At 71.8% G+C, this 22,518-nt stretch carries 20 protein-coding genes and 1 pseudogene; 13 read left to right on the top strand and 8 right to left on the bottom strand.

What is annotated here, in order from left to right:
* A partial coding sequence (locus tag ABZW30_RS31600) for a condensation domain-containing protein (protein WP_355674644.1) occupies positions 1-1,742 on the top strand: 1,742 nt, incomplete at its 5' end.
* Between the two features lie 5 nt (positions 1,743-1,747).
* On the top strand, positions 1,748-2,977 hold the full coding sequence (locus tag ABZW30_RS31595; RefSeq protein ID WP_355674643.1) for a cytochrome P450: 1,230 nt from the start codon (positions 1,748-1,750) through the stop codon (positions 2,975-2,977).
* Between the two features lie 79 nt (positions 2,978-3,056).
* Here ABZW30_RS31595 and ABZW30_RS31590 read toward each other — a convergent pair whose 3' ends face one another.
* Positions 3,057-5,405 (bottom strand): non-ribosomal peptide synthetase, encoded by a 2,349-nt coding sequence (locus ABZW30_RS31590; protein ID WP_355674642.1) that lies wholly within the window; start codon positions 5,403-5,405, stop codon positions 3,057-3,059.
* Positions 5,406-6,193: 788 nt separating this feature from the next.
* Here ABZW30_RS31590 and ABZW30_RS31585 point away from each other — a divergent pair.
* From ABZW30_RS31585 to ABZW30_RS31575, 3 genes are all read left to right on the top strand, one after another.
* A complete protein-coding gene (locus ABZW30_RS31585; protein WP_355674641.1) occupies positions 6,194-6,577 on the top strand; it encodes an ACT domain-containing protein in 384 nt (127 codons plus the stop codon).
* A 32-nt stretch (positions 6,578-6,609) separates the two neighbouring features.
* Positions 6,610-7,692, top strand: a complete 1,083-nt coding sequence (gene gntD / locus ABZW30_RS31580; RefSeq protein ID WP_355674640.1) for a guanitoxin biosynthesis L-enduracididine beta-hydroxylase GntD — start codon at positions 6,610-6,612, stop codon at positions 7,690-7,692.
* An 86-nt stretch (positions 7,693-7,778) separates the two neighbouring features.
* Positions 7,779-8,522, top strand: coding sequence for a class I SAM-dependent methyltransferase (locus ABZW30_RS31575; protein ID WP_355674639.1), 744 nt, complete (start codon positions 7,779-7,781; stop codon positions 8,520-8,522).
* 3 nt (positions 8,523-8,525) lie between these two features.
* On the opposite strand, the gene rsgA is transcribed toward ABZW30_RS31575, so the two are convergent.
* The gene (gene rsgA, locus ABZW30_RS31570) at positions 8,526-9,626 is read right to left on the bottom strand and encodes a ribosome small subunit-dependent GTPase A (RefSeq protein ID WP_355674638.1); all 1,101 of its coding nucleotides are present in this window, start codon (positions 9,624-9,626) and stop codon (positions 8,526-8,528) included.
* Positions 9,627-9,849: 223 nt separating this feature from the next.
* Between rsgA and ABZW30_RS31565 the strand changes: the two genes are divergently transcribed.
* Together ABZW30_RS31565 and ABZW30_RS31560 are read left to right on the top strand one after the other, a co-directional pair.
* Positions 9,850-9,996, top strand: a complete 147-nt coding sequence (locus ABZW30_RS31565) for a hypothetical protein (RefSeq protein ID WP_355674637.1) — start codon at positions 9,850-9,852, stop codon at positions 9,994-9,996.
* Positions 9,997-10,236: 240 nt separating this feature from the next.
* Positions 10,237-10,353: pseudogene (locus ABZW30_RS31560) on the top strand (DUF4419 domain-containing protein); the annotation flags it as partial.
* A gap of 53 nt (positions 10,354-10,406) precedes the next feature.
* On the opposite strand, the gene ABZW30_RS31555 reads toward ABZW30_RS31560, so the two are convergent.
* The gene (locus ABZW30_RS31555; RefSeq protein ID WP_355674636.1) at positions 10,407-11,054 is read right to left on the bottom strand and encodes an SDR family oxidoreductase; all 648 of its coding nucleotides are present in this window, start codon (positions 11,052-11,054) and stop codon (positions 10,407-10,409) included.
* A 19-nt stretch (positions 11,055-11,073) separates the two neighbouring features.
* Positions 11,074-11,961: a helix-turn-helix transcriptional regulator gene (locus tag ABZW30_RS31550; protein ID WP_355674635.1), complete on the bottom strand. Its 888-nt coding sequence runs from the start codon at positions 11,959-11,961 to the stop codon at positions 11,074-11,076.
* Between the two features lie 161 nt (positions 11,962-12,122).
* Between ABZW30_RS31550 and ABZW30_RS31545 the strand changes: the two genes are divergently transcribed.
* The 3 genes from ABZW30_RS31545 (at position 12,123) to ABZW30_RS31535 (ending at position 16,397) form a co-directional block, all read left to right on the top strand.
* On the top strand, positions 12,123-13,250 hold the full coding sequence (locus ABZW30_RS31545; RefSeq protein WP_355674634.1) for a histidine kinase: 1,128 nt from the start codon (positions 12,123-12,125) through the stop codon (positions 13,248-13,250).
* Positions 13,251-13,341: 91 nt separating this feature from the next.
* Positions 13,342-14,658, top strand: coding sequence for an alpha/beta hydrolase (locus ABZW30_RS31540; RefSeq protein ID WP_355674633.1), 1,317 nt, complete (start codon positions 13,342-13,344; stop codon positions 14,656-14,658).
* 131 nt (positions 14,659-14,789) lie between these two features.
* The gene (locus ABZW30_RS31535; RefSeq protein WP_355674632.1) at positions 14,790-16,397 is read left to right on the top strand and encodes an MFS transporter; all 1,608 of its coding nucleotides are present in this window, start codon (positions 14,790-14,792) and stop codon (positions 16,395-16,397) included.
* Positions 16,398-16,480: 83 nt separating this feature from the next.
* Here ABZW30_RS31535 and ABZW30_RS31530 read toward each other — a convergent pair whose 3' ends face one another.
* The 3 genes from ABZW30_RS31530 to ABZW30_RS31520 are packed head-to-tail and all read right to left on the bottom strand — an operon-like array spanning position 16,481 to position 18,874.
* Positions 16,481-17,185, bottom strand: a complete 705-nt coding sequence (locus tag ABZW30_RS31530; RefSeq protein ID WP_355674631.1) for an SDR family oxidoreductase — start codon at positions 17,183-17,185, stop codon at positions 16,481-16,483.
* Positions 17,182-17,862, bottom strand: coding sequence for an HAD family phosphatase (locus tag ABZW30_RS31525; RefSeq protein ID WP_355674630.1), 681 nt, complete (start codon positions 17,860-17,862; stop codon positions 17,182-17,184). The genes ABZW30_RS31530 and ABZW30_RS31525 overlap by 4 nt, the downstream gene beginning before the upstream one ends.
* 1 nt (position 17,863) lies before the next feature.
* Positions 17,864-18,874: a ScbA/BarX family gamma-butyrolactone biosynthesis protein gene (locus ABZW30_RS31520; protein ID WP_355674629.1), complete on the bottom strand. Its 1,011-nt coding sequence runs from the start codon at positions 18,872-18,874 to the stop codon at positions 17,864-17,866.
* 173 nt (positions 18,875-19,047) lie between these two features.
* Here ABZW30_RS31520 and ABZW30_RS31515 point away from each other — a divergent pair, with 173 nt between their 5' ends.
* The 3 genes from ABZW30_RS31515 to ABZW30_RS31505 are packed head-to-tail and all read left to right on the top strand — an operon-like array spanning position 19,048 to position 21,708.
* Positions 19,048-19,326: a phosphopantetheine-binding protein gene (locus ABZW30_RS31515; RefSeq protein ID WP_355674628.1), complete on the top strand. Its 279-nt coding sequence runs from the start codon at positions 19,048-19,050 to the stop codon at positions 19,324-19,326.
* Positions 19,319-20,542 carry a beta-ketoacyl-[acyl-carrier-protein] synthase family protein gene (locus tag ABZW30_RS31510; protein WP_355674627.1) on the top strand — a complete coding sequence of 408 codons (1,224 nt, stop codon included), beginning with the start codon at positions 19,319-19,321 and terminating at the stop codon, positions 20,540-20,542. Before ABZW30_RS31515 ends, ABZW30_RS31510 begins: the two co-directional genes overlap by 8 nt.
* Complete coding sequence (locus ABZW30_RS31505; RefSeq protein ID WP_355674626.1) at positions 20,542-21,708, top strand: beta-ketoacyl synthase N-terminal-like domain-containing protein; 1,167 nt, start codon at positions 20,542-20,544, stop codon at positions 21,706-21,708. The genes ABZW30_RS31510 and ABZW30_RS31505 overlap by 1 nt, the downstream gene beginning before the upstream one ends.
* Here the strand turns inward: ABZW30_RS31505 and ABZW30_RS31500 are convergent.
* Positions 21,641-22,333 carry a response regulator transcription factor gene (locus ABZW30_RS31500; RefSeq protein ID WP_355674625.1) on the bottom strand — a complete coding sequence of 231 codons (693 nt, stop codon included), beginning with the start codon at positions 22,331-22,333 and terminating at the stop codon, positions 21,641-21,643. The two genes, ABZW30_RS31505 and ABZW30_RS31500, sit on opposite strands and share 68 nt — an antisense overlap.
* Between the last annotated feature and the right edge of the window lie 185 nt (positions 22,334-22,518).

Raw genomic sequence — 22,518 nt, 5'->3', positions numbered from 1 at the left:
TCAACGACCGCTACGGCATCGACATCCGCGCCCGCGACCTCTTCGAATGCCCCACCCCCACCACCCTCGCCACCCGCATCACCGAACTCCTCCCCACCACGGACGACCCCACCCTCGCCGAGGTACGGGCCGCGTTCGCCACCGTCCTCGGCACCTCCGACGTCGCGCCCGACCAGGACTTCTTCGCCTCCGGCGGCCACAGCCTCGGCGTCGCCGAGATCGCCGCCCGCCTCAACGACCGCTACGGCATCGACATCCGCGCCCGCGACCTCTTCGAATGCCCCACCCCCACCACCCTCGCCACCCGCATCACCGAACTCCTCCCCACAGCCAGCGGGTCGGCGGCCGAGCCGGCGAGCGGTGACGACGAACTCGGCCTGCTCCCGGTGCAGTCGTGGCAGTGGCTGCTCCGCCAGGCCCGGCCGGAGGAAGATGCGGCCTACAACGTGCCGACGCTGTTCAGCTGCGGCGGCACTCCCGACCCCGAGCGGCTCCGCCACGCCCTGGCCGCCCTGCGGCAGCGCCACCCGATGCTGCGCGCGACCATCCGCGAGGTGAAGGGGGCGCCGCAGGTCGCCCTGGACGGTCCCGGCCTCCCGCTGGAGGTCCTCGACCTGCGCACCGAGGCGGACCCCGAGGCCGCCCGCGCCGAGGCGATCCGCGTCCGCGCCAACCGCCCGATCGACCTCGCGAACGGCCCCGCCCTGCACACCACGCTGCTGCGGCTCCCCGGCGACCGGTACGAGCTGCTGACGGTCTGCCACCACATCGTGAGCGACGGCCCCGGCATCGACGTCCTCGCCCGCGACCTGGTCGCCGCGTACGAGAACACCGACGCCGAGCTGCCGCCGCTGACCCGCGACCCGCTGATCGTCGGCCGCACGGAGTCGGACCTGCTCGCCGGGGGGCGGTTCGACGACCAGCTCGACCACTGGCGCTCCCGGCTGCTGCCCGCGCCCGCCCCGCTGCCGCTGCCCGTCGACCGGCCCCGCACCCGCCCCGGCGGCACCCGCACCGCAGCCGTCGAGGTCGAGCTCGGCGCTGCCCACACCGAGGCGCTGCGCGGCCTCGCCAAGCGGGCCCGCACCGGTCTCGCCGCCCCGCTCGCCGCCGCCGTGGCCGTCCTCCTACACCGGTCCACCGGCCGGAACGACATCTGCCTCGGCACTCCCGTCAATCTGCGCGGCCAACTCGGCCTGACCGAGCACCTCACCAACGGCGCCAACTCGACGGCGCTGCGTCTCCACCTACGGCCGGCCTCCCGCGCCGAACTGCTCGGGCAGGTCGCGGACCTGATGCACGAGGCGATCGACCACGCGCGTGTCCCGTTCCACCACTTGGTGGACCGCCTCAACGTCCCGGTCGAGCCGCTGCGCAACGCGCTGTTCGACGTGTTCGTGACCTGCTACGGCCAGAGCGAGGCTGGCACCGAGCCCGGCCTGACGCTCTCCGGACGAGTCATCAAGCTCGACTCCGGCCTGTGCGACCTGTCCTTCCAGGGCTGCGAGCACCAGGACGGGCTCACTCTGATCCTCCAGTACGACTGCGACCTCTACCAGGAGGACACCGCACGCCTGCTCGTGGACCAGTGGCGGCGCGCCCTCGAAGCCTTCGCCGGGGCGCCGGACGAACCGTGGTCGCAGGTGGACCTGGGTGCCCCTGTCCCACCGAAGGGCCCCACGGTGACGGGCTTCGGCGGCTTCCGGTTCGACTCACCGGCCGACGCCGGCGTGAAGGGATGAGCAGTATGACGTACCAGACATCGGAACGGCCCCGGCCGACCGATCTGCGGAATGTGAACCTCGCCGATCCCTCCGTCCACGCCGAGCTCGACCTGACACAGATGTGGCGTCGGCTGCGCGCCGAGGACCCGGTCCTCTGGCACGACCACGTCCCCGGCCAGCAGGGCTTCTGGGTGGTCTCGCGGCACGCCGACGTGATGGACGCCTATCGGCGTCCCCAGGACTTCGGTTCGGCCGCCGGTAACGTCATGGACACCCTGCTGCACGGCGGCGACTCGTCGTCCGGGCGGATGCTCGCGGTCTCGGACGGCGAGCAGCATCGCGAGGTGAGGCGCGTGGTCCAGCGCGGATTCTCCGCCAAGATGCTGGACGAGCTGGGGCATTCGACCCGGATCTCCACCCGGAAGCTGGTGACCGAGGCCGTAGAGCGCGGCTCCTGCGACTTCGCCAAGGACGTCGCGGCGCGCATCCCGATCGCCCTGATCTGCCAGCTCCTGGGCGTTCCCGAGGCCGACAGCACATACCTCATGGAACTGGCGAACTCGGCCATGGGTTCGGACGCGCCGGGGCAGACCCTGCGGGACGCGCAGCTGGCCCAGAGCGAGATCCTGGTCTACTTCACCAAGCACGCCCGGCAGCTGCGCGCCGCGCCGGGTAACGACCTCGTGAGCATGCTGGTGACCAGCGAGATCGACGGGCGCCCGCTGCCCGCCGACGTGATCGTCTTCAACTGTTACAGCCTGGTGCTCGGCGGCGACGAGACCGCCCGGCTGGGCATGGTCGGCGGCCTCGTCGCGCTGACCGAGCACCCGGACCAGTGGAAGCGGTTCAAGGACGGCGACATCCCGGTCGAGCTGCTGGTGGAGGAGGTGATGCGCTGGACGACACCCGCCGTCCACGTCGCCCGGACGGCGCTGCGCGACACCGAACTCGGCGGGAGGCGGATCGCCGAGGGCGATGTGGTCACGCTGTGGAACACGTCGGCCAACTGGGACGACGCAGTCTTCACCGCGCCGGAGGTCTTCGACGGTTCGCGTCGGCCGAACCGCCATGTGAGCTTCGGTTTCGGCCCGCACTTCTGCGTCGGCGCCCAGCTCGGTCGGATCGAGCTGGCGGCGCTGTTCGAGGCGTTGCGGGACGAGGTCTCCCACGTGGAAGTCACCGGGCCGATCGGGCGCTTCTACTCCAACTTCCTGAACGGAATCACCAGCCTCCCGGTGGAGCTGCGCCGCTGACCGAACCGAAACGACCCGGACCGAAACGATGAGGGCCGGCGGGATCTCCTCCCGCCGGCCCTCATCGTTTGTCCGGATGCTACGCGCCCAGCGCCCGACAGATACCCGCCACCGTGGGTTCGGCGAAGAAGTCGTCCAGGTCCACCAAGAGCCCGGCGCGGGTCTCCAGCTCCATCAGCAGCAACGCAGCCATCAGACTGTGCCCGCCGAGGTCGAAAAAGTCGTCGTCCGGGCCCACCGTGTCGAGACCGAGCACCTCGGCGAAAACCGCGGACACCGCGCCCTGGGCGCCCTCCTGTGCGGCCCTCGGGCCGTCCTCCGGGGTGGCGGACCGGGCCGCCGCCGCGAGCTCCTCGGTGGCCTGTGCGGCGAGCGCGGCACGGTCCACCTTGCCGTTGCGGGTGAGCGGCAGCTCGTCCAGGACGGTCAGGCGGCCCGGAACCATGGAGCCGGGCAGCGCCACCCGTGCGGCCGTACGAACCTCGCCCGGGTCGACCTGGCCGGTGAGGAACCCGACCAGGGCGAGCGAGCCGTCCGGCCCGGTGGCCGGGAGGACGACGGCACTGCGCACACCGGGCAGGGCACAGAGTCCGGCCTCGACGTCGCCGATCTCGACCCGGTTGCCCCGGATCTTGACCTGGGTGTCGCTGCGGCCGAGGAACTCGAGGCCGGCCGGCGTCCACCAGCCGCGGTCGCCGGTGCGGTAGCGGCGGCCGCCGGGCTCGTCGGGCGCGGTGAGGAAGGCCTCGGCGGTCAGGTCGGGCCGGTTGAGGTAGCCGTCGGCGAGGCCGGGGCCGGCCAACTGGATGTCGCCGGGGAAGCCCGGCGGGACGACGCGCCCGCTGTCGTCGAGCACCCGGACCACGGTGTTGTCGATCGGCCGTCCGATCGGGAAGCCGTGCCGCGGCCGGTCGTCGTAGTCGAACGCGGTGGCGCCGACCGAGTTCTCGGTGGGCCCGTACTCGTTGACCAGCCGGGCATCCGGAAGCAGCTTCCGGTGCCGCTCGACGAGTTCCTCCGGGGTGGCCTCGCCCGCCACGGTCACCAGCCGCAGGCAGCCGGGCTCGGCCAGCGCGTCCAGGAGGACCTCGTAGAGGGACGGGACGAGGGTGATGTGGGTGGCCCGGTGCCGGGTGACGAGGTCGCGCACCCGCTGCGGCTGGAGCCGGTCCGCCTCCGCCAGGAGGATCAGGGTGCCACCGCTGCCGAGGACCGAGAACAGGTCGGAGACGGAACTGTCGAAGGAGAACGACGGGACCTGGACGAGGCGGGTGTCCGGCCCGAGGCCGTGGTAGCGCCGCTTCCACGCCAGGTAGCTGTCGATGGCGCCGTGCCGGACCAGGACGCCCTTCGGCCGCCCGGTGGAGCCCGAGGTGTAGATGACGTACGCGAGGTCGCCGGCCGTCGGCAGGGCGTCCGGCGCGGGCCCCTCGCCGGGGGCGGCGAGCTGCGTGACCGTGGCGGTCGCGAGGTCCGCGCCGACCGGCACCGCGGGATCGTCGACCACCGCCAGCGCGCACCTCGCGTCGGCCAGGATGAACGCCAGGCGGTCCGCCGGCAGGTCCGGGGCGAGCGGCACGTACGCCGCGCCGGCGCGCAGGATGCCGAGGATCACGGCCACCGCGTCGGCGCTTTTGCCCAACACGGTGGCGACGCGGTCGCCCGGGCGGACGCCGAGGGCCCGCAGCCGGGCCGCGACGCGGTCGGCACCGGCCACCAGCGCGCCGTACCGCACCTCGCGGCCGCCGTCGATCACGGCGACCGCCTCCGGGTCCTCGGCGGCCCGCTCCAGGACGGACCGCAGGAGGGTGCCGGGCTCGGCCTCGGGCCGGTAGCCGCCCTGGCCCCAGTCGGTGACCGCCGCGAGGTCCTCCGGAGCCGCCAGGTCGAGCTGAGCCAGCGACCGGCCTGGTTCGGCGAACGCCGCCAGCACGGTGGCGAGGGACCGGAGCACGACCTCGACCCACCACGGCTCCAGCAGCGAGGTGGCGAAGTCGGCGGTGAGGCGGCGGAGTTCGCCGGGGCCGCCGGTCAGCGTGAGGTCGAGCGCCGTCGTCGGCACGGCCGTCCCGGCCAGCCGCTCCGTCCGGACGGACAGCGCGAATGTGGCGCCGGCCGCGGCCAGGTCGGTGGGGCGGGCCGCGCGCAGTCCGGCGTCGACGGCGAGCACGAGGTCGCGCAGCGAGCCGGCCGCCGCGGTCTCCACCGGGCAGGCGACCGGGCCGTGCGGGCCGGCCGTGGCGAGGATCACGCGCTCCTGCGCCTCCGCGGCGGCCAGCACGAGGGCCGCGGCCGCGAGCACGACGACCAGCTCCTCCACCGGCCGGCCGCCCGCGACCCGGTCGAGGCCCGCGGTCGTGGTGTCCGGGAGGTCCACGAAGGCATGCGCCCGTCCGGGCGGACCGGGCGCGGTCAGGCGCGCGCGCACGGGCGTCAGGTCCTCCGGTGCCCCAGTCTCCCCTGCCGGGAACCCGACTTCGGGAATCATGTGATGTGCCTCCAGAACAGACGCTGCGTCAGCGAGGTCGGACCTTCTCGGCCCGCGCCGACGGTTGGATGTGAGACGGCGGCCGGGGCGCCGGCAGGCCATGGCCGGCCTCCCGGCACCCCGGCCGTCTTCCCGCTCTCGGAAGGTCCCTGCCGAGCGGGGAGGAAACGTCGACCACCACCCCAATGGTCAGTAGACGAACCATCTGGAGGGGAATCGGATGCCGCCGCGGAATCCAGGAAAGGGACCGGGGAAGGAGCATGCCCGAAATCGCTCGCTCTTCGGCCGCGGACGACGGCCTCCGACGGAAATCGGGCAGCCGTCTTCGCACGATACCCCGCCGGTGATCAGCCATGTCAAGAGCACATCAGAAGCCTGTCGACCCGGCTCGGAATCGGCATCAAGTCACCGTCCGAACAGCCTTGCTGATCTATCGTCGCTCTGGCATTCTCCTAAGCAGTTGGGCCGACGGACGGGGTGAGTGATAGCCGTCGGCGATCTCACATCAGACGTATCGTCGGTGTCCTTTGGGTCGCTCCGCCGCTTTCCGGCTGAGGACCGCGCCACAGCCTCCGTCCGAGCGGTGGCCCGTTGGTGCGGGCACCGGTACCGCGCACCGCGCGGATCCCACCCCGCTGCATGACGTCCGGTCGGCCGCGCCCGTGGCGCAGGCACGATGCCGCCCCGCCAGGCACCGCCGGATCCGCACGTGCGACAGAAAGGCAGCCATGCTTCCGCAACGCCTCCGGGTGCTCCCCGGCTCGTACCTGATCGACCTCCTCGACGAGGACCGACCGCCGGCCGGCGACTGGCTGTCAGCGGTCCGCGGGCCCGAGGGCCTCACCGTGGTGCGCAGGGCGGGGGAGCACCGGAGCGAAGAGCCGCGGGAGTCGTGGGTGGCCCTGTACAGCGGTGACACCGCGCACGGCCTGGACGTGCCGGGCATGCTCGCCGCACTCCTCGCGCCCCTGGCGGCGGACGGCGTGTCTGTCTTCGTCGCCTCCACCTACGACGCGGATCTGATCCTCGTTCCGCGCGATCGGCTGCCCCGGGCCGTCGAGACGCTGCGAGCCGCCGGACACCAGGTCACTGAGGCCTCCCCACGCCACTGACCACTCCACCCGAAGAACGAGAAGAGTATCCGATGGACCTCCCGACCCACCGCTCCGCGGGCGAGCTTCCGCTGCGTGCCGACGACGGAGCTCCCTGCCTGGAGCTGACCTCCGAGGAGCGCGCGGCACTCAAGGATCTCGCGGACAGCCTGCTCGACGATCCCCGGGGCCTCCCCCTCGACCACCGCCTCGACCAGCTGGCACTCGCCGCCCACGACGTCCCCGCTCGGATCCGCGCGCAGCTGGTCGACTTCCGGCTGACCGGCCGGCCCTACGGCGGCTTCGTCCTGTCCAACCTCCCGATCGACGAGGCCCTCGCCGGCCCGACGCCGACCAGCTACACCGCCGAGCCGGACAGCCGGGAGGCGGACCGGGCCACCGCGCTGCTGCTCCTGCTCGGCTCGCTGCTGGGGGATCCCGTCTCTTACCTCACGCAGCAGCGCGGTCGCATGGTCCTCGACGTCTTCCCGATCAAGGGCCACGAGTACCAGCAGCTCGGCTCCAGCTCGACCACCAACCTGGAGTGGCACAACGAGGACGCGTTCCACCCGCTGCGGGCCGACTGGATCATGCTGATCGGACTGCGCAACCACGACCGCGTGCCGACCACCTTCGCGCCCGTGCAGGACCTCGAACTCGACGACCGCACCCGGGAGCTGCTGTTCCAGGAGCGGTTCGTCATCCTGCCGGACGAGTCGCACACGGCCTCCTTCAACAGCGAGACCACCGGCATGGACGAGGGCAGCTGGATCGAGGAGGCGTTCCGGAAGATCGCCGAGATGAACGAGAGCCCGCGCCGCGCCGCGGTGCTGTCCGGTGACCCGGCGGCTCCGTTCGTGCGGATCGACCCCGCGTTCATGCCCAAGGACCTCGACGAGGAGGCGGTGGCCGCCCTGGACGCCGTCATCGCGGGCTTCGACGCGAAGCTTCGGGACATCGTCCTCGGCCCAGGCGACCTCCTGATCGTCGACAACAAGCGGTCGGTGCACGGCCGTCGGCCGTTCCGCGCCCGGTACGACGGCACCGACCGCTGGCTGCGCCGGATCAACGTGCTTGCCGACCTGCGCCGCGCGGAGGGCCGGCGGTACACCGCCCACGGCCGCGCGCTGGTCTGACCCGGTCGTTCACGCCCCGGGGAGCCGCCTCGCCCGACGCGAGCCGAGGCGGTTCCCCGGAGTGCCCGCAGATGGGAGCCCATCGGATGCGATCCCAACGGATCTACGAGTTGACGCACACCAGCCACCCGGTCTCCAACCCCGTCGGCGAGGAGTCGGTACGCCGGCTGCTGCGCGAGGCCGCCCCGCGCGGCGACGAGCGGGTGCTCGACCTCGGCTGCGGCGAGGCCGCGTGGCTGCTGCCGCTGCTGGCCGCCAACCCGGGCGTCACCGCGGAAGGTGTCGACATCTCCCGGCCCGCCCTCACCCGGGCCCGCCAGGTCGCGGAGGAGACGGGCGTGTCGGACCGCCTCGTGCTGCACCGCCAGGGTGCCGCCGGATTCGTCTCGCCCGAGCCGTTCGACACCGTGCTGTGTGTCGGCTCCGCCTACGCCTTCGGCGGCGTGCGGCCGGCGCTCGACGCAATCCGCCGCCATCTCGCCCCCGGCGGACGGGTGTTGATCGGGGACGCGTTCTGGGAGCGGCCTCCCGGTCCGGTCGCGCGCGAGATCTTCGGCGAGTACCACGATCTGGCCACCACCGTCGATCACGTGGTGGGCCGCGGCTGGGCTCCCGTGTACGGCCATGTCAGCACCCGCGCGGAGCTGGACGAGTACGAGTGGTGCTGGACCGGCGACCTCACCGCGTGGGCACTGGACCACCCCGACGCCCCGGACAGTGACGAGGCGTTGGCGCTGGCCACCGCCCGCCGCGCCGAATGGCTCACCGAGTACCGCGACTGCTTCGGCTTCCTCAGCCTCGTGGTGCGCAGCACGGCGGAACGGGCGTAGCGGTCAGCCCCGCTTGGCCATCATGTTCGCCCAGCCCTCCTTGCCCTGCTGCTTCAGGTTCTTGAGCTGCTCCTGCCGCAGGCGGGCGTCCGAGCGGGCGGCGATCCACCGGTTCTCGCGGAGCAGCTTGCGGTAGCTGTCGAGCCGCCGCTGCAACAGCACCCCGTCCTCGACGGCCTCCAGCACGGCACACCCGGGCTCGGAGACGTGCTCGCAGTCCCGGAACCGGCAGTCGTCGGCGAGGGCGTCGATCTCCGAGAACACCTGCTGAAGACCGTCGGCCGCGTCGTACATGCCGACGCCGCGAAGACCGGGGGTGTCGATCAGCACTCCGCCGCCCGGCAGGGGCAGCAGTTCGCGCGTCGTGGTCGTGTGCCGACCCTTGCCGTCGCCCCTGGTCTGCTGGACCTCCATCGCCGCGCGGCCGAGCAGCGCGTTGCTGATGGTGGACTTGCCGGCACCGGACTGTCCGACCAGGACGCTGGTGCCGTTCAGGCAGGCCGCGAGCACGTCCATGCCCTCACCGGTCGCGGCGCTCACGACGAGGACGTCCACCCCCGGCGCGACCTGCTCGATCTCCTCCCTGACCCGGTCCGCGTCCTCCGCGACGTCGGCCTTCGTCAGCACCACCAGCGGCTGCGCGCCGCTCTCCCAGGCGAGGGCGAGGAAACGCTCGATCCGGCCCAGGTCAGGTTCGACGGCCAGGGACACGGCGACGGCGACCGTGTCGACGTTCGCCGCGAGCAGCTGTCCCTCCGAGCGCTGCGAGGCGCTGGAGCGGATGACCGCGGTCCGCCGCGGCAGGAGGGCCTGCACGTACGTGCCCGCCGCACTGACCGACAGCGCCGCCCAGTCGCCCGTGCACGGCATCCGCGTCGGGTCCGGGTCGGCGACCGGACCGGTGTCCGCGTGCACCACGGCCACCGACTCCCCGTCGGCGACGACGACATCGCAACGCCCCCGGTCCACCCGCACGATCCGGCCCAGGACCGAACCGGCCTCGCCGTGCGGCGCGAAGAGGTCGGCGATCTCGTCGGTCCATCCGTACGGGAACAGCGGCTCGACAGTGCGGGATTCGCCCGTCGAAAACGATCCGTGAGGCAATGCGGTCGGCCCTTCGCGCGGGGTTCCCGGCCGTCGGGGTCCTCGCGGAGCACCTCAGGACGGCCGGGTTGCTGGTACGGATGAAGATCGGAATTGACGCTACGACAGGAAGCGGCCTCCCGGCAAGGAATTTTGTCCGCGAACAGCCAGCCCGGGCGGCCGGGCCCGCCGAACGCGGCCCGCGCCGTGGTGCCCGCAGAACTACCCGGGCGTCCTCGACAAGGTGCCGATCGGGCGGGTCTACTGGAACAGCAGGTACATCGCGGCCGCCACCGTCGCGGCCACCCTGCTCACCGGTGCCACGGCGGCCTGCGCCTTCGCCTGGATCCCGTTCTGCGGCTTGGCCCCCTGGGGCCTCGGAGGGCGTTGACGGTCACCCCGGACCTCGACGAACTGGACCGCGCCGAACGGCCGTTCACCGATCGCGGCTCGCGGCTGCTCGTCACGGCCGGCCCGGACGGCCTCCGGGTCGCCCGGGCGGAGTACGAGACCCCGTTGGAGCGGATGCTCTGGGCCACCACACGGTCAGGGCTCCAGTTGTGCAAGCACGGCAGCAGGGTGATGACCTGCCCGGCATCACCACTGATAGGCCTCGGCGCTCGTCCCGCTGATGTCCGTCATCGGGCCCTACTACCGTTCCGAATGGGTCTCACTCTGCGGGATCCCGCGTATCCGCTTGGAAGGCGTGGTCGACGACTGGAAGCTCCTATCCCAGCGGGTCCGCGAGCTCGCGCCCTGGTTCGACGGGTCCGATGACTCTCGGGGGCCTCTCTCGCACCGTCAACCCGCGGCCAGGCCGGCCAGGGCCTGCTCGACCGGCAGGGTACCGGAGGTGACGTCGAGGGCGCGGTTCCGGGCGGCCTCGTGGGCGAGGGCGGCCACCACGACAGCAGCGAGGTCGTCGCGGGGGATGCTTCCGTCGGACAGCGCGGGGGCGAGGGCGATGCACCCGTCGCCGCTGCGGTCGGTGAGGCCGCCCGGGCGCAACACCGTCCACTCCAGGCCGGAGCGAGCGAGCACGAGGTCGGCCTCGTGCTTGGCGCGCAAGTAGGAGCGGAAGCCCAGCGGTGCCTGGTCGGCGCGGTCCGCCGGCATGGCGGAGACCTGGACGTAACGGCGGACGCCGGTGATCCGGGCGGCCTCCACAGCGGCGATCGCTCCGTCTCGGTCCACCCTGAGGAGGTCGCGCGAGCGGGGGCTGGACACCCCGGCGCAGTTCACCACGGCCTCGCTGCCGGTCAGGAGCTCGGCCAGGGCGGTGGTCCCCGCGGTCAGGTCACCGAGGACCGGGGCCGGCCCTTGCTGCCCTCCGGTCCCGGTGCGCTTGCGGTCGCGCGAGACCGCACGAACCCGGTGACCCGCGTCGAGCAGCAGGGAGACGACCCGGGAGCCGGTCCGGCCGGTCGCGCCGAACACAGTGATGATCACGATTTACGTCCTTGGGGCGTCACGAGCGGTCGATGGCGTCGGCGGGGTCCGCGGCGGAGACCGGCCTGGGTGCCAGGGTGGCGTTCCAACTGGCCAGCAGCCGCAGCGCGGTGGCCGCGTCGGAGCCCGCCTCGGCGGCGTACGCGATGAGCTTCTGCTCCGGGTCCTCCGCCAGCTGGAACGTGCTGAAGTGAAGCCTGACCAGCCCGACTTCGGGGTGCCTGAAGGTCTTGGTGCCGAACGTCCTGGACTTGACGTCGTGCCCCGCCCACCAGCTGCGGAACTCCGGGCTCCGGAGCGACAGGTCGCCGACCAGTCCGGCCAGCCGGATGTCGTCGAAGTGGCGCCCGACCTCCAGCCGGAGGTTGCCCACCACGTTCCTGGCGATGTGCTCCCACTCCGGATAGATCTCCCGGGCGCGCTCGTCCAGGAACACCAGGCGGGCCAGGTTGCGCTCCTTCGGGGTCAGCGCCGGGAAGTCCGCGACCAGCGCCCGGGCCATCTCGTTCCACGCGAGGACGTCCAGCCGGCGCCCGACGATGTAGGCGGGGACGTCGGTCAGCGCGTCGAGCATGATCCGCAGCCCCGGCCGGACACGCTGCTGCCCCGGTTCCCGCGACGCCTGGCGGGGGGGCTGCGCGAGGTTCCGGAAGTGCTCCTGCTCGTGCTGGTCCAACCGCAGTGCGCCGGCCAGTGACTCGATCACGCTGTCCGAGACCCGGCGGATCCGGCCCTGCTCGACCCGGGTGTAGTAGTCGACGCTTATTCCGGCCAGTTGGGCCAGCTCCTCCCGACGCAGTCCGGCGACCCGACGGACTCCGGGGACCGGCACCACGCCGACCTCCTCGGGCCGCAGGCGCGCGCGTCGGGTCCGCAGGAACTCGCTGAGTTCGGCGCTCAGGTTCATGTGATCGAGTATCGCCCGGCTCCCCGCGCCCAGCCTGGCCCAATTTTGACCAGGCTGCGGAACCGGCCCTGGGGCATGCTGGTCCGGACTGTGCCCGACGGAAGCCGACTGTCCGTCAGGTACATGCATGAAGCGGCATGTGACGCATGGGGGTTATGGAGATGCCGAGGAGCACTGGCGCCGCCGTCACGTCGGCGGCCGAATACCTGGACAGCCGTAGGGCCGACATCCTGCAGGCGTACCGGGCCGGTCTATGGGAGATCGGCAGCGTGCTGGACAGCCAGGAGGATACCTGGCAGGAGCTGGAGCGTCAGGCCGGCCAGGTGATCAGCGTCTGCGTGGCAACGCTCGCCCGGGGAGTGCCCGTCCCGGACCGGGTGGCGTCCGACCCCCTGGAACTGATCAACGCGGGGCGGGCGGTGCGCCATCTGCACCCCATCGAGGCCCTGCGGGCGAGTTCGCTGCTCTTCGACGTGATCATGGCGGAGATCACCAAGGCGCTGGACGGGCACCCGGACTCCGAGGACCTGCTCGGAACCCTGGCCCACGTGCTGAACCGGAGCGTCAACCAGCGAGCCGAGGCCATGATGACGGGCTACGACGCCTTCCTCTACCGCCGGTTCAAGGACGGCCACCTCGCCGAACGGCGCCGGCTCGCCCGCGAGATCCACGACCACATCAGCAACAGCGTGAGCGCCGCCCTGCGGGGCTTCGAACTGTACGAGATCTACCGCGACAACGCGCCGACGGTCGCCGCCGATCGGTTCGACCAGGCCCGGGCGGTGCTGTTGGAAGCGCTCTGCGCCATGCACAGCACCATCGCCGAACTGCGGATGTTCAATCCTCCGGGCACGGTGGCGAGCGGTCTCCAGACCTTCCTGGCCTCGGTCCAGAACGGCGACATGGTCGACATCCGGGTCACCGGGAACGAGTGCTGGCTGCCCGGCGAGCACCGCGAACAGATCTTCGTGATCATCCGTGAGGGGCTGCGGAACATCTTCGCCCACTCCCACGCCACCAGGGCGACCGTCCGGCTGGACGTCACGCCCCACCGCGCCCGGGTGGTGATCGAGGACGAGGGCGTGGGGTTCGATGTCGCCACCGCCCTCGCACAGGGCCGTTCGCACGGGCTGGCGTCGATGCACGAACGGACCGAGCTGCTCTGCGGCCGAATGCGGCTCGCCAGCGTCCCGGACGTGGGAACGGTGATCGACCTCTCGATCCCGCTGCCGCCGTGCGAGTGCGACCACGAGGACCAGCCTGGTAACACGATGCCTAGGCAGAGTTGAGCACTGGTTGTGGCGAGCGCCCGACGGAACGCTGGTGGATGCCCGGCCGGAGCAGCCAGGCCGGACCCGACAGCGCGAGATTCGGAGTGCCATGTCCACATCCCACGACGCACCGCACCGTTCGACCGGCCGCCCGGCGGGCGAAGACGGCTGGCTGGAGACGGTCGAGACGATCGCCGGCGCACCCGCCGCCGGGCCCGACGAGCTGCAGCACGTCAAGGTGCTGAAGGTCGGCCCGGCCGAGGCGACCAGGGTGCTGGTCCTGCTCGGCGGCCGGGAGGGCGCGGCCGGCGGATTCCGCGTCCTGGCCCGTGAACTCGCCCGCACCGTACCGGGACTCCAGGTCTGGGCGGTGGACCGGCGAGAGCAGAACCTCGCCGACCTCCGGGACTACCAGGCCGACCTGAACACCGCCATCGGCTACTACCTCGGCGGGAAGTACACCAACGTGGAGGGTTCCGGCGCACCGTTCGCCGGCTCCTGGGGGCTCGACGTACTGCTCCGGGACGTCCGGCAGGTGGTCAAGGCGGCGGCCGACGACGGGCGCCGCGACGTCGTCCTCGGCGGCCACTCGGTCGGCGGCGCCGCCGTCGCCCACTATGCCGCCTGGGACTTCGACGGGACCCCGGGCTACATCGGCCTGTCCGGGCTGGTGCAGATCGACGGCGGCGTCCGGGACGCCTTCAAGGGCGCGGGAATGGAGTTCTCGCTGACCGCTCAGGACGCCGTCGGCTGGCGGAACGTCATCGCCGACGGCTCCGTGTTCGAGAACGCGACGAGCCTGGCCGTCCGGGCGGGCGACCGCCCGGAGGACGCCGCCATCCTCTACCACCTGGCCGCCCGCTGCGCCCTCACCGACCCGCACGGTCCGGCCCTGCTCACCGGCGGGCTCCCGGCGGCCTACGCGACGGACGGTCCGCTGACCAACGCCGGCCTCTTCGGCAAGCTCGTCGATGCCGCCGTCGGCCACCCCGGGTACGCCGTGCACTCGGGACGGCTCGGTCAGGACGGGGACTGGATCGACGACGGCCCGACGCCGCTCGCCCGGATCGCCGAAGCCCACGCCGAGGGTCCGTCCGGGGCCTTCATCTGGTACACCCTGAACCGCGTGATGCTCGACTACGTGGCCGGCAACGCCTTCGCGGACAACGACGTCACCCGGGAACTCGGCCTGCGCCTTCACCACGTCGAGGCCATCGACATCCCGCTGTACGCCTTCGGCAGCAGCCTCACCAACGGCACGGTGGCCGCCGCCGCGGAGCAGTTGGCGGCGAGCACCGCGATTCCCGCGGTCACCACCTACACCGACCTGGAACTGACGCACCAGGACCTGCTGTACGCCGTCCCCGAGCAGAACCTCTTCCTGCGCACCCTGGCCGAGTTCCTGCGGACGCTCCCGCGCCGCTGACCGGCCCACCGAGCTCCGGGCGACCCCCGCGCCCGGTGAAACCTTCCGGGCCCGCCCCGGCGCGGGCCCGGAAGGCCCCCTCCTCAGACCGCTCCGTCCACCCGCCCCTCACGCCAGGGAGTCGACCCACCATGAGCTCTTCACCACCGGGCGGCACCACGCAGCCCCGGGAACGACTGGTCCTGCTCGCGATCTGTCTCGCCGTCCTGATGGTCCCGGTGTCGCTGAGCGGCACCTCGCTGGCCCTGCCCGCGATCGGCCGGTCGCTGGACGCCGACATCGTCCCGCTGCAATGGGCGGTCAACGCCTACAACGTGACGGCGGCCAGCTTCATGCTGGCCGCCGGGTCGCTGGCCGACATCATCGGCCGGCGCAGGATGTTCGTGATCGGCACCGCCCTCTTCGCCGCCGGTTCGCTCACCTGCTCACTAGCCGGCGACATCTACCTGCTCGACGCCGCGCGCGCGGTGGCCGGCATCGGTTCGGCCGCGATCCTCACCGCCGGCACCGCGGTCCTGGCGAGCACCTTCGACGGCACCGCGCGCAACCAGGCGTTCGCCGTGACCGGTGTGGTCATCGGGGCCGGCCTGGCCCTCGGACCGACCACCTCCGGCTGGCTGATCTCCGTCATGGGCTGGCGCGGCATCTTCCTGACCCAGCTCGCCATCGCGGCCGTGGTGCTGCTGCTCGCCCGGATCATCCCGGAGTCCCGCAACCCGCAAGGCGGCAAGGTCGACTGGACCGGCACGGTGCTGTTCACCTCGGCCCTGTCGGTGCTGACCATCGCGGCCGCCGAGGGATCCCAACTCGGCTGGACCGGGCCGGAGATGATCGCGCTCGTCGTCCTCTTCGTGGTCCTGATGACGGCCTTCGTGCTGGCCGAGCGCCGACAGGCCCAGCCGATGTTCGACCTCGGCCTCCTCACCAGTCCCCGGTTCGTGGCCCTGTGCCTGCTCCCGGTGATCTTCTCCTTCGGCTTCGTCGGCCTGGTGGTGCTGGTGCCCTCGTATCTGATCGGCGCCGACAGCCTGTCGAGCGGCGACGCCGGCCTGACCATGCTGCTGCTCACCGGGCCCGTCCTGGTCGTTCCGCTGCTGGCCTCCCGGATGCTCCAACGCGGCCTGTCCAGCCGGGTGCTGCTGACAGTCAGCCTGCTGGTCACCACCCTGGGGGTGGCCTGGCTGACGATCATCCACCCCGGCATCGGGCCGCTCGCCCTGGCCGGCCCGCTGCTGACCATCGGGGTGGGTCAGGGCCTGTCCTCCGGTCTGATGGACGGCGCCGCCGTCTCCGCCGTGGAACCGGCCCGGGCGGGCATGGCCGCGGGCATGTTCAACACCATGCGGCTGGCGGGCGAGGCGGTGGCGATCGCCGCCATGGGCGGTGTGCTGGTCTCGCTGGTCAAGGGCCGGCTCGCGGACGGCATCGACGCCTTCGCGGGGAAGACCCCGAGCAGCGCCGGCAACCTGGCCGACAGCGTCGCGAGCGGCGACCTCACCGGGCCGGCCGCCCAGGTGCCCGCCGCCGACCGGGGTGCGTTCACGGACCTGCTGGCCAACGGTTACACCGGCGCGATGCACACCATCCTCTGGGTGGTGGTCGGCCTCTGCGCCGTCGCCACGATCGCGGTGTGGTTCCTGCTCGCCGAACGCCGCACGGACGAGCCGACGGCCTCCGGCAAGCCGTCGGAGGCGGACGAGCCGACGGAGGCGCCGGCCGCCGAGCCCGCGGGCCGGTAGCCGCCCTGGCCGGGGAACGCGAGGGGCACCCGTCGGGCCGATGGCCCGACGGGTGCCCCTCGTCGTGGATCGTGGAGCGCGGATCAGTGCCCCATCCCGTGGCCGCCGCCGACCGGGACGACCGCGCCGGTGACGAAACTCGCCTCCTCACTGGCCAGGAAGCGGACCACGGCGGCCACCTCGGCCGCGGTACCAGGGCGGCGCAACGCCGTCCCGGACACCAGCTCGGCGCGGCGCTCCGGCGTGAGGTGGGCGATCATGTCGGTCTCGATCAGCCCGGGTGCCACCACGTTGACCGTGATGTTGCGCCGGCCGAGCTCCCAGCACATCGACCGGGCCAGGCCGATCAGGGCGGACTTGGAGGCGGCGTAGTTGGTCTGGCCGGGCGAGCCCGCCATCCCGACCGTGGAGGACACCAGGAGCACCCTGCCCCACCGTGCCGTGGCCATCCGGACGGCCGCCCTACGGGCCACCCGGAACGCCCCCATCAGGTTGGTCTCGATGACGGCCGCGAAGTCCTCCTCGGACATCCCGAGCATCAGCATGTCCCGGGTGGCCCCGGCGTTGGCCACCAGCACCTCCACCGGTCCCTGCTCGGCCTCCACCTCGGCGAAGGCCCGATCGACCGACTGCGGGTCGGTGACGTCGCACCGGACGCCGAACAGGCCGGTCGGCGGCTCCCCGGACCGGTAGGTGACCGCGACCTTGTCACCGGCCTCCGCGAAAGTACGGGCGACCTCCAGCCCGATTCCCCGATTGCCACCGGTGACCAGTACGGAACGACTCATCGCTTCCCCTCCTGGGCGGACGCCAACTGATCCGCCGGCGTCTCGCCGCCGGCACCGGTGAAGCCGGCCAGCCGGGCCAGGGCCTCGGCCGTACCGGTGAAGTGCACGGCGTGCCAGCCCGCGGCCCGGGCGCCCGTGCAGTTGACGCCCAGATCGTCGACCAGGAGGCACTCCTCGGGCCTCAACCCGAGGCGTTCGGCAGCCAGTCGGAAGATCCCGGGCTCCGGCTTGCGGTGCCCGACCTGGAAGGAGAGCACGATCTCGTCGAACAGCTCGGCCGGGACCATCCGCCGCCAGTGCTCGTCCCAACTGGGCACCATGTTGGACAGCACGCCGATCCGGTACCCGGCATCGCGGAGCTCGGCAAGCCGCGCCAGCCACGGTTCGTTGACCTGGCGGTCGGTGAACCACTTGGCGGCGAAGTCGGAGAGGTCGACCATGGTGCCGTGCTCGGTCCGCAGTACCTCCTCCACCTGCCGGGACCACTCCGACTCCGAAACGATGGGCGTGTCCAGCGGGGCCATCACATCGGTGCCGTACCGCGCCGCCACCTCGTACATGGCCCGCCGGAGCAGCTCCGGTTCCAAGCCCATCGGACGGCAGAACGCCGCCATGGTCGCCTCGATCGGTGGGGTCAGCACACCCCCGAAGTCGGTCCAGACCGCGCGGATCGCCATGTCAGTCCTCCTCGACGGGGTTGGCGGTGGCCAGGGTCACCGTCGTCTTCGCGACGGTCACGTCCCCCTGGGTGAACGTCACCGGGATCGTCCACCGACCGGCCGGGCCCTCCGAGAGGGCCGCGGGTACGGCCGCCGTCACCGGCTCGTCCAGCTCGGTGAACCGCAGGAACACGGCGGTGGCACCCACCACCGCGACGCGGCCTGCCGACTGGCCGGCGCCCTCGGCGAAGGCCAGCAGCGCGAGCTGCCGGGCGGCTTCCAGCAGCACCATCGCCGGAATGTGGTCGTAGGCGTGGTCGAACAGGCTGCGGTTGTCGAAGCGCGGGGCTACGACGGCGCGGAGCATGCCTCTTGCCCACCCCGGATCGGCCAGGACCACGTTGTCCGCCCGTCCCCGTCCCACGCGTTCCGGCACCACCGCCGTCCCCGCAGGGGCCGGTCCGGCGTCCGAGGTGGAGGGCGGGGGGGCGCGCCGCTGCAGGTAGCGCAGGGCGTCGTGCTCCCGGGCGGTGAGGGCGCTGACGGCCATGGTCGCCGAACCGGCCGGGGACCCGTCCAGGTAGAGCCGCTGGTCCACGGCGATGCTCCGGATCCGGTCGCTCTTCCGCGAGACCTCCGGGTAGCCGACGCTGATGTGCAGCTCTCCGGGTAGCCGGCCGCGGAGCGCCGCCGTGGGGCCGTCCAGTTCGATCGCCAGGGTATTGACCAGGAACGCGGTCCGGACCGGCACTTCGAGGAAACGGTGCGCCCCGTAGACGGCGGCCTGGCGGGACGCTTCGAGCAGCAGCAGGAGATCGAAGGGCGCGGCGGCCGGGTGATCGCTGTAGTAGGAGTGCGCCAGCGGCAGTTGTGCGCCGGCCAGGTATCGGTCGCCACCGACCGGCCTCATGTCCGTCACGAAGACCTCGGCGAGCGCGGTGCGGTGTACCAACTGCCGCTCCACGGTTCGACCGAAGCTGACTTCGCCGATTGCCTCCGGCGCGGTGTCGCTCAGTTGATTCGACGTCATAGCCGCAGGATGGGCCACCGCCGTGCCCCTTCACCTGGGCGATCGGCCCAAGAGCCAGGTGCATCTATCACTTTGGTTATATCCGGCACTCCTCTTGGTGATAGGCGGCGACCGAAGCGGATCGACCCCGCCTAGCGTGCCTGACGTCCGCAAACCCGGAAGGAGTTCGTACCATGGCCCCGAACAGCACCGAGCTCACCACCGACCAACAGGAAGTGATCCGCCGGATCGTCGCCGAGGAACTGGACCTGGAGACCGCCGAGCTGAGCGGAAGCGCGCTCTTCATCGAGGACCTGGAGGCCGATTCGCTCTCCCTCATCCAGGTCTTCTCCCGCATCGAGCGGGAGCTGGCGGTCTCCATCCCGCAGAGCCAGATGACGGCGATGGTCAGCCTGGACGCCCTCGAGGAGGTCGTCGCCCAGTACATCGACGGGGGATCGACCGGTGCCTGAGTTCACGCACCGACGGGTCGTCATCACCGGCCTGGGCGCGGTCAGCAGCCTCGGCATCGGCGCCGACGCCTTCAGCAACGGGATCCGCGCCGCCCGCAGCGGCGTCTCACCGATCACCAGCTTCGACGCCGCCGGATTTCCGTACACCAACGCCGGCGAGGTGAAGGACTTCGAGCCGTCCGCGGTCCTGGAGCGGATCCGCCCCGAGCGCTGGGGCCGCAGCAGCCTGCTGGCTGCGGCCGCGGCCCGGCTGGCCGTCCAGGACTCGGGCCTGGACCCGGGCGAGCTGTCCCGCTCGGCCGCCGGCTCGGTGATGGGAACGACGAGCGGGGAGTCGACCGTCGTCCAGCAGCTCACCGAGCAGTGGGTGGCCCACGGCCTCCAGGGGCTCGACCCCGCCCTGATCGCCCAGGCCCCGGCGAGCCGGATCGCCAACGCCGTCAACCACGAGCTGCAGCTCACCGGGGACGCGCAGACCATCCCCACCGCCTGCTCCGCGAGCAACTACGCGCTGGGCTACGCCTACGACCTGGTCCGCACCGGCGAGGCGGACTACATGCTGGCGGGCGGCGCCGAATCGGTGAACCGCTACACCCACGCCGGCTTCTACCGGCTGGGCGCCCTGGCCGAGAGCACCTGTCAGCCGTTCGACGTCGACCGGGCCGGCATCATAACGGCCGAGGGCGGGGTCTCGCTGCTCCTCGAACCGCTGGAGTACGCGGTCCAGCGCGGCGCGCGGATCTACGCGGAGGTCCTCGGATACGCCGTGAACTGCGACGCCGCACACATGGTGCACCCGGACCCGACCAGCATCGCGAACTGCATCCGGCAGGCACACCGGAACGCGGGGATCGAGCCCGACCAGGTCGACTACATCTGCGCGCACGGCACCGGCACCCCCACCAACGACGCCACCGAGGTACGGGCGGTCCGCGAGGTGTTCGGGGACCGGCTGCCACCGATCAGTTCGATCAAGTCAATGATCGGCCACACCATGGGAGCCGCCAGTGGTTTCGGCGCGCTGGTCTGCTGCAAGGCTCTGGAGGGCGACTTCCTCCCCCCGACGGCCAACGTGCAGACCGTCGACCCCGCGCTGGGCCCAGGGCTCGACTGCGTCCCGGGGCAGGCCCGGCCGGCCCGGCTCGACGTGGTGCAGAACCACGGCTTCGCCTTCGGCGGGAACAACGCCATCACGATTCTGGGGAGGTTGACGTAATGCCGAAGACCCATACTCGGGGGACGGTCGAGCCCCTCGCGATCACCGGCGCCGGCGTGGTGTCGGCGGCCGGGCTCGGCCTCGCGGCGCTCGGAGACGCGATCGCTGGGAAGCCGCTCGCCGACTCGCCGCCGGCCGACCCGCAGCCGGGTGACTACCCGGCCGGCCCGATGATGCCCGTGCCGCCGGTGGACTTCACCGAGCACCTCGGCCGAAAAGGGCTGCGTCACCTGGACCGGACCACCAAACTCGGCTTGCTGGCCTGCAAGTTGGCCTTGGACGGCACGGGCGAGCAGACCTCGGATCCGGCCACTGGCGTGGTCATGGGCACCAGCACCGGAAGCATCCGCAGCACTGCGGAGTTCTGCCGGGACACCCTGGTCCACGACCGTCCGTACCTGGTGGACGCCGGCTCGTTCCCGAACACGGTCATGAACTGCTGCGCCGGCCAGATCGCGATCCGCTACGGCCTGCACGGCGTGAACGCGACCCTCGCAGGCGGCCAGCTGTCCAGCCTGCTCGCCCTCCGCTACGCACGCAACGCCCTGGTCGGGCGGCAGTCCCCACGCCTGCTGGTCGGCGGCGTAGAGGAACTCGGACCGCAATCGGCCTGGGCCTGGCACCTCGCGGGCGATCTGGCGCCCGAGGCGGGGCTGGGCGAGGGATGCGCGGTGTTCGCCGTCTCCGGCCCCCAGGAGACGGACCCGGACGGCGGAGCCGCGGCCCCTGCCGGGGACGGTCGACCGACCGCCCCGGCACTCGCCTGGTTGCTCGCCTGCGAGGTCGCGTATCTGGGGGGCGAAGTCCATCGGGGCCGCCAGGCCGAGGGCCTGGCCGGGGTGATAGAGCGGGCCATGGGGCGCAGTGGCGTTCATCCCGAGGAGGTCGACCTCGTCTCCATGGGTGCCGGCGGCCGACGCGGACTGCGGCGCATCGAGGAGCGCGCCGTGACCGCGGCGCTGGGGCGGGTGCCCGAACGGCTCCTGCGCGCCGGAGAAGCGATCGGCGAGTGCTACAGCGCGGCCGGGTCCCTGCAACTGGCCGCCCTGCTGGGCGATTGGCAGGCGAGGCCGGAGTCGGCCGGCCGGGTCGGGCTCGTCACCGCGGTCGGCTCCGACGGAAATGCGGGATGTGTCGTGGTGCGCGCACCGGCTCCGGTCGGCTGATCAGCGAGGCCTCGACGGCCTTGTTCACCGCGTCGATCCGGGAGACCGCGTCGAGCTTGCGGAAGACGTTGCGCAGGTGGAGCTTGACGGTGCCCTCGGCGATCGACAGCTGGGCCGCGATCTGACGGTTGCTCATGGCGTCCGCGACCAGGGCCAGGACCTCCTGCTCGCGGGTCGACAGCAGCTCGGCGTCGCCGACGGCCGGGGCGAGCTGGATGCTGTCCCTCGCCACGGAGAGGATCACCCGGTCGCGGTCCTGCCAGACGCTCCTGATGGCGGCGGCCAGATCGTGCCGGCTGATGGTCTTGTGCAGGTAGCCGCGGATGCCCAGTTCGAGCAGTTCCTGGATGAGTCTCGGGTCCGCGTACATGCTGAGGATGATCACCTGCGTCCGGGGTGAGGCCTCACGCAGCCGGCGCACGGTGAGCAGCGGTTTACTGCCGGGCATCTCGATGTCCAACAGCGCGATGTCCGGCTTGATCCTGGCGCTCAGCGCGACTGCGTCGGACCCGTCCCCCGCCTGGGCGATCACATCGAAGTCGGACTGCGCCGCGAGGACCTCACACAGCACCTCGCGTAACAGTGTGTGATCGTCGGCAACGAGGATGCGGATAGGGCTTTCCACCGTTGAAAGCACAGACAATCCTCCCGTGGGGAATATTTACAATCCCAAAGCCTGCCTTTCCATCATCATAACCCGCCGATCAACCCTCCAGCCTCTCATCCATCTGACGCATCACAGCTGATCGAAAACCAGCCATCCAGCACGGCATGGGCCCCGTGTAAGGAAGCTCACGAAAGCTCTGCGTT

It is taken from the genome of Kitasatospora sp. NPDC004669 (genome assembly GCF_040609455.1).
Taxonomy (GTDB): Bacteria; Actinomycetota; Actinomycetes; order Streptomycetales; family Streptomycetaceae; genus Kitasatospora.
Note: the sequence above shows the minus strand (reverse complement) of the source record. Positions and strands in the feature narration are given on the sequence as shown.

Bases quoted from the DNA above. Each gene is read 5' to 3' on its own strand.
- ABZW30_RS31595 (WP_355674643.1), top strand. From the start codon at position 1,748: ATGACGTACCAGACATCGGAACGGCCCCGGCCGACCGATCTGCGGAAT.
- ABZW30_RS31585 (WP_355674641.1), top strand. From the start codon at position 6,194: ATGCTTCCGCAACGCCTCCGGGTGCTCCCCGGCTCGTACCTGATCGAC.
- gntD (WP_355674640.1), top strand. From the start codon at position 6,610: ATGGACCTCCCGACCCACCGCTCCGCGGGCGAGCTTCCGCTGCGTGCC.
- ABZW30_RS31575 (WP_355674639.1), top strand. From the start codon at position 7,779: ATGCGATCCCAACGGATCTACGAGTTGACGCACACCAGCCACCCGGTC.
- ABZW30_RS31550 (WP_355674635.1), bottom strand. From the start codon at position 11,961: ATGAACCTGAGCGCCGAACTCAGCGAGTTCCTGCGGACCCGACGCGCG.
- ABZW30_RS31545 (WP_355674634.1), top strand. From the start codon at position 12,123: ATGCCGAGGAGCACTGGCGCCGCCGTCACGTCGGCGGCCGAATACCTG.
- ABZW30_RS31540 (WP_355674633.1), top strand. From the start codon at position 13,342: ATGTCCACATCCCACGACGCACCGCACCGTTCGACCGGCCGCCCGGCG.
- ABZW30_RS31535 (WP_355674632.1), top strand. From the start codon at position 14,790: ATGAGCTCTTCACCACCGGGCGGCACCACGCAGCCCCGGGAACGACTG.
- ABZW30_RS31530 (WP_355674631.1), bottom strand. From the start codon at position 17,185: ATGAGTCGTTCCGTACTGGTCACCGGTGGCAATCGGGGAATCGGGCTG.
- ABZW30_RS31525 (WP_355674630.1), bottom strand. From the start codon at position 17,862: ATGGCGATCCGCGCGGTCTGGACCGACTTCGGGGGTGTGCTGACCCCA.
- ABZW30_RS31520 (WP_355674629.1), bottom strand. From the start codon at position 18,874: ATGACGTCGAATCAACTGAGCGACACCGCGCCGGAGGCAATCGGCGAA.
- ABZW30_RS31515 (WP_355674628.1), top strand. From the start codon at position 19,048: ATGGCCCCGAACAGCACCGAGCTCACCACCGACCAACAGGAAGTGATC.
- ABZW30_RS31505 (WP_355674626.1), top strand. From the start codon at position 20,542: ATGCCGAAGACCCATACTCGGGGGACGGTCGAGCCCCTCGCGATCACC.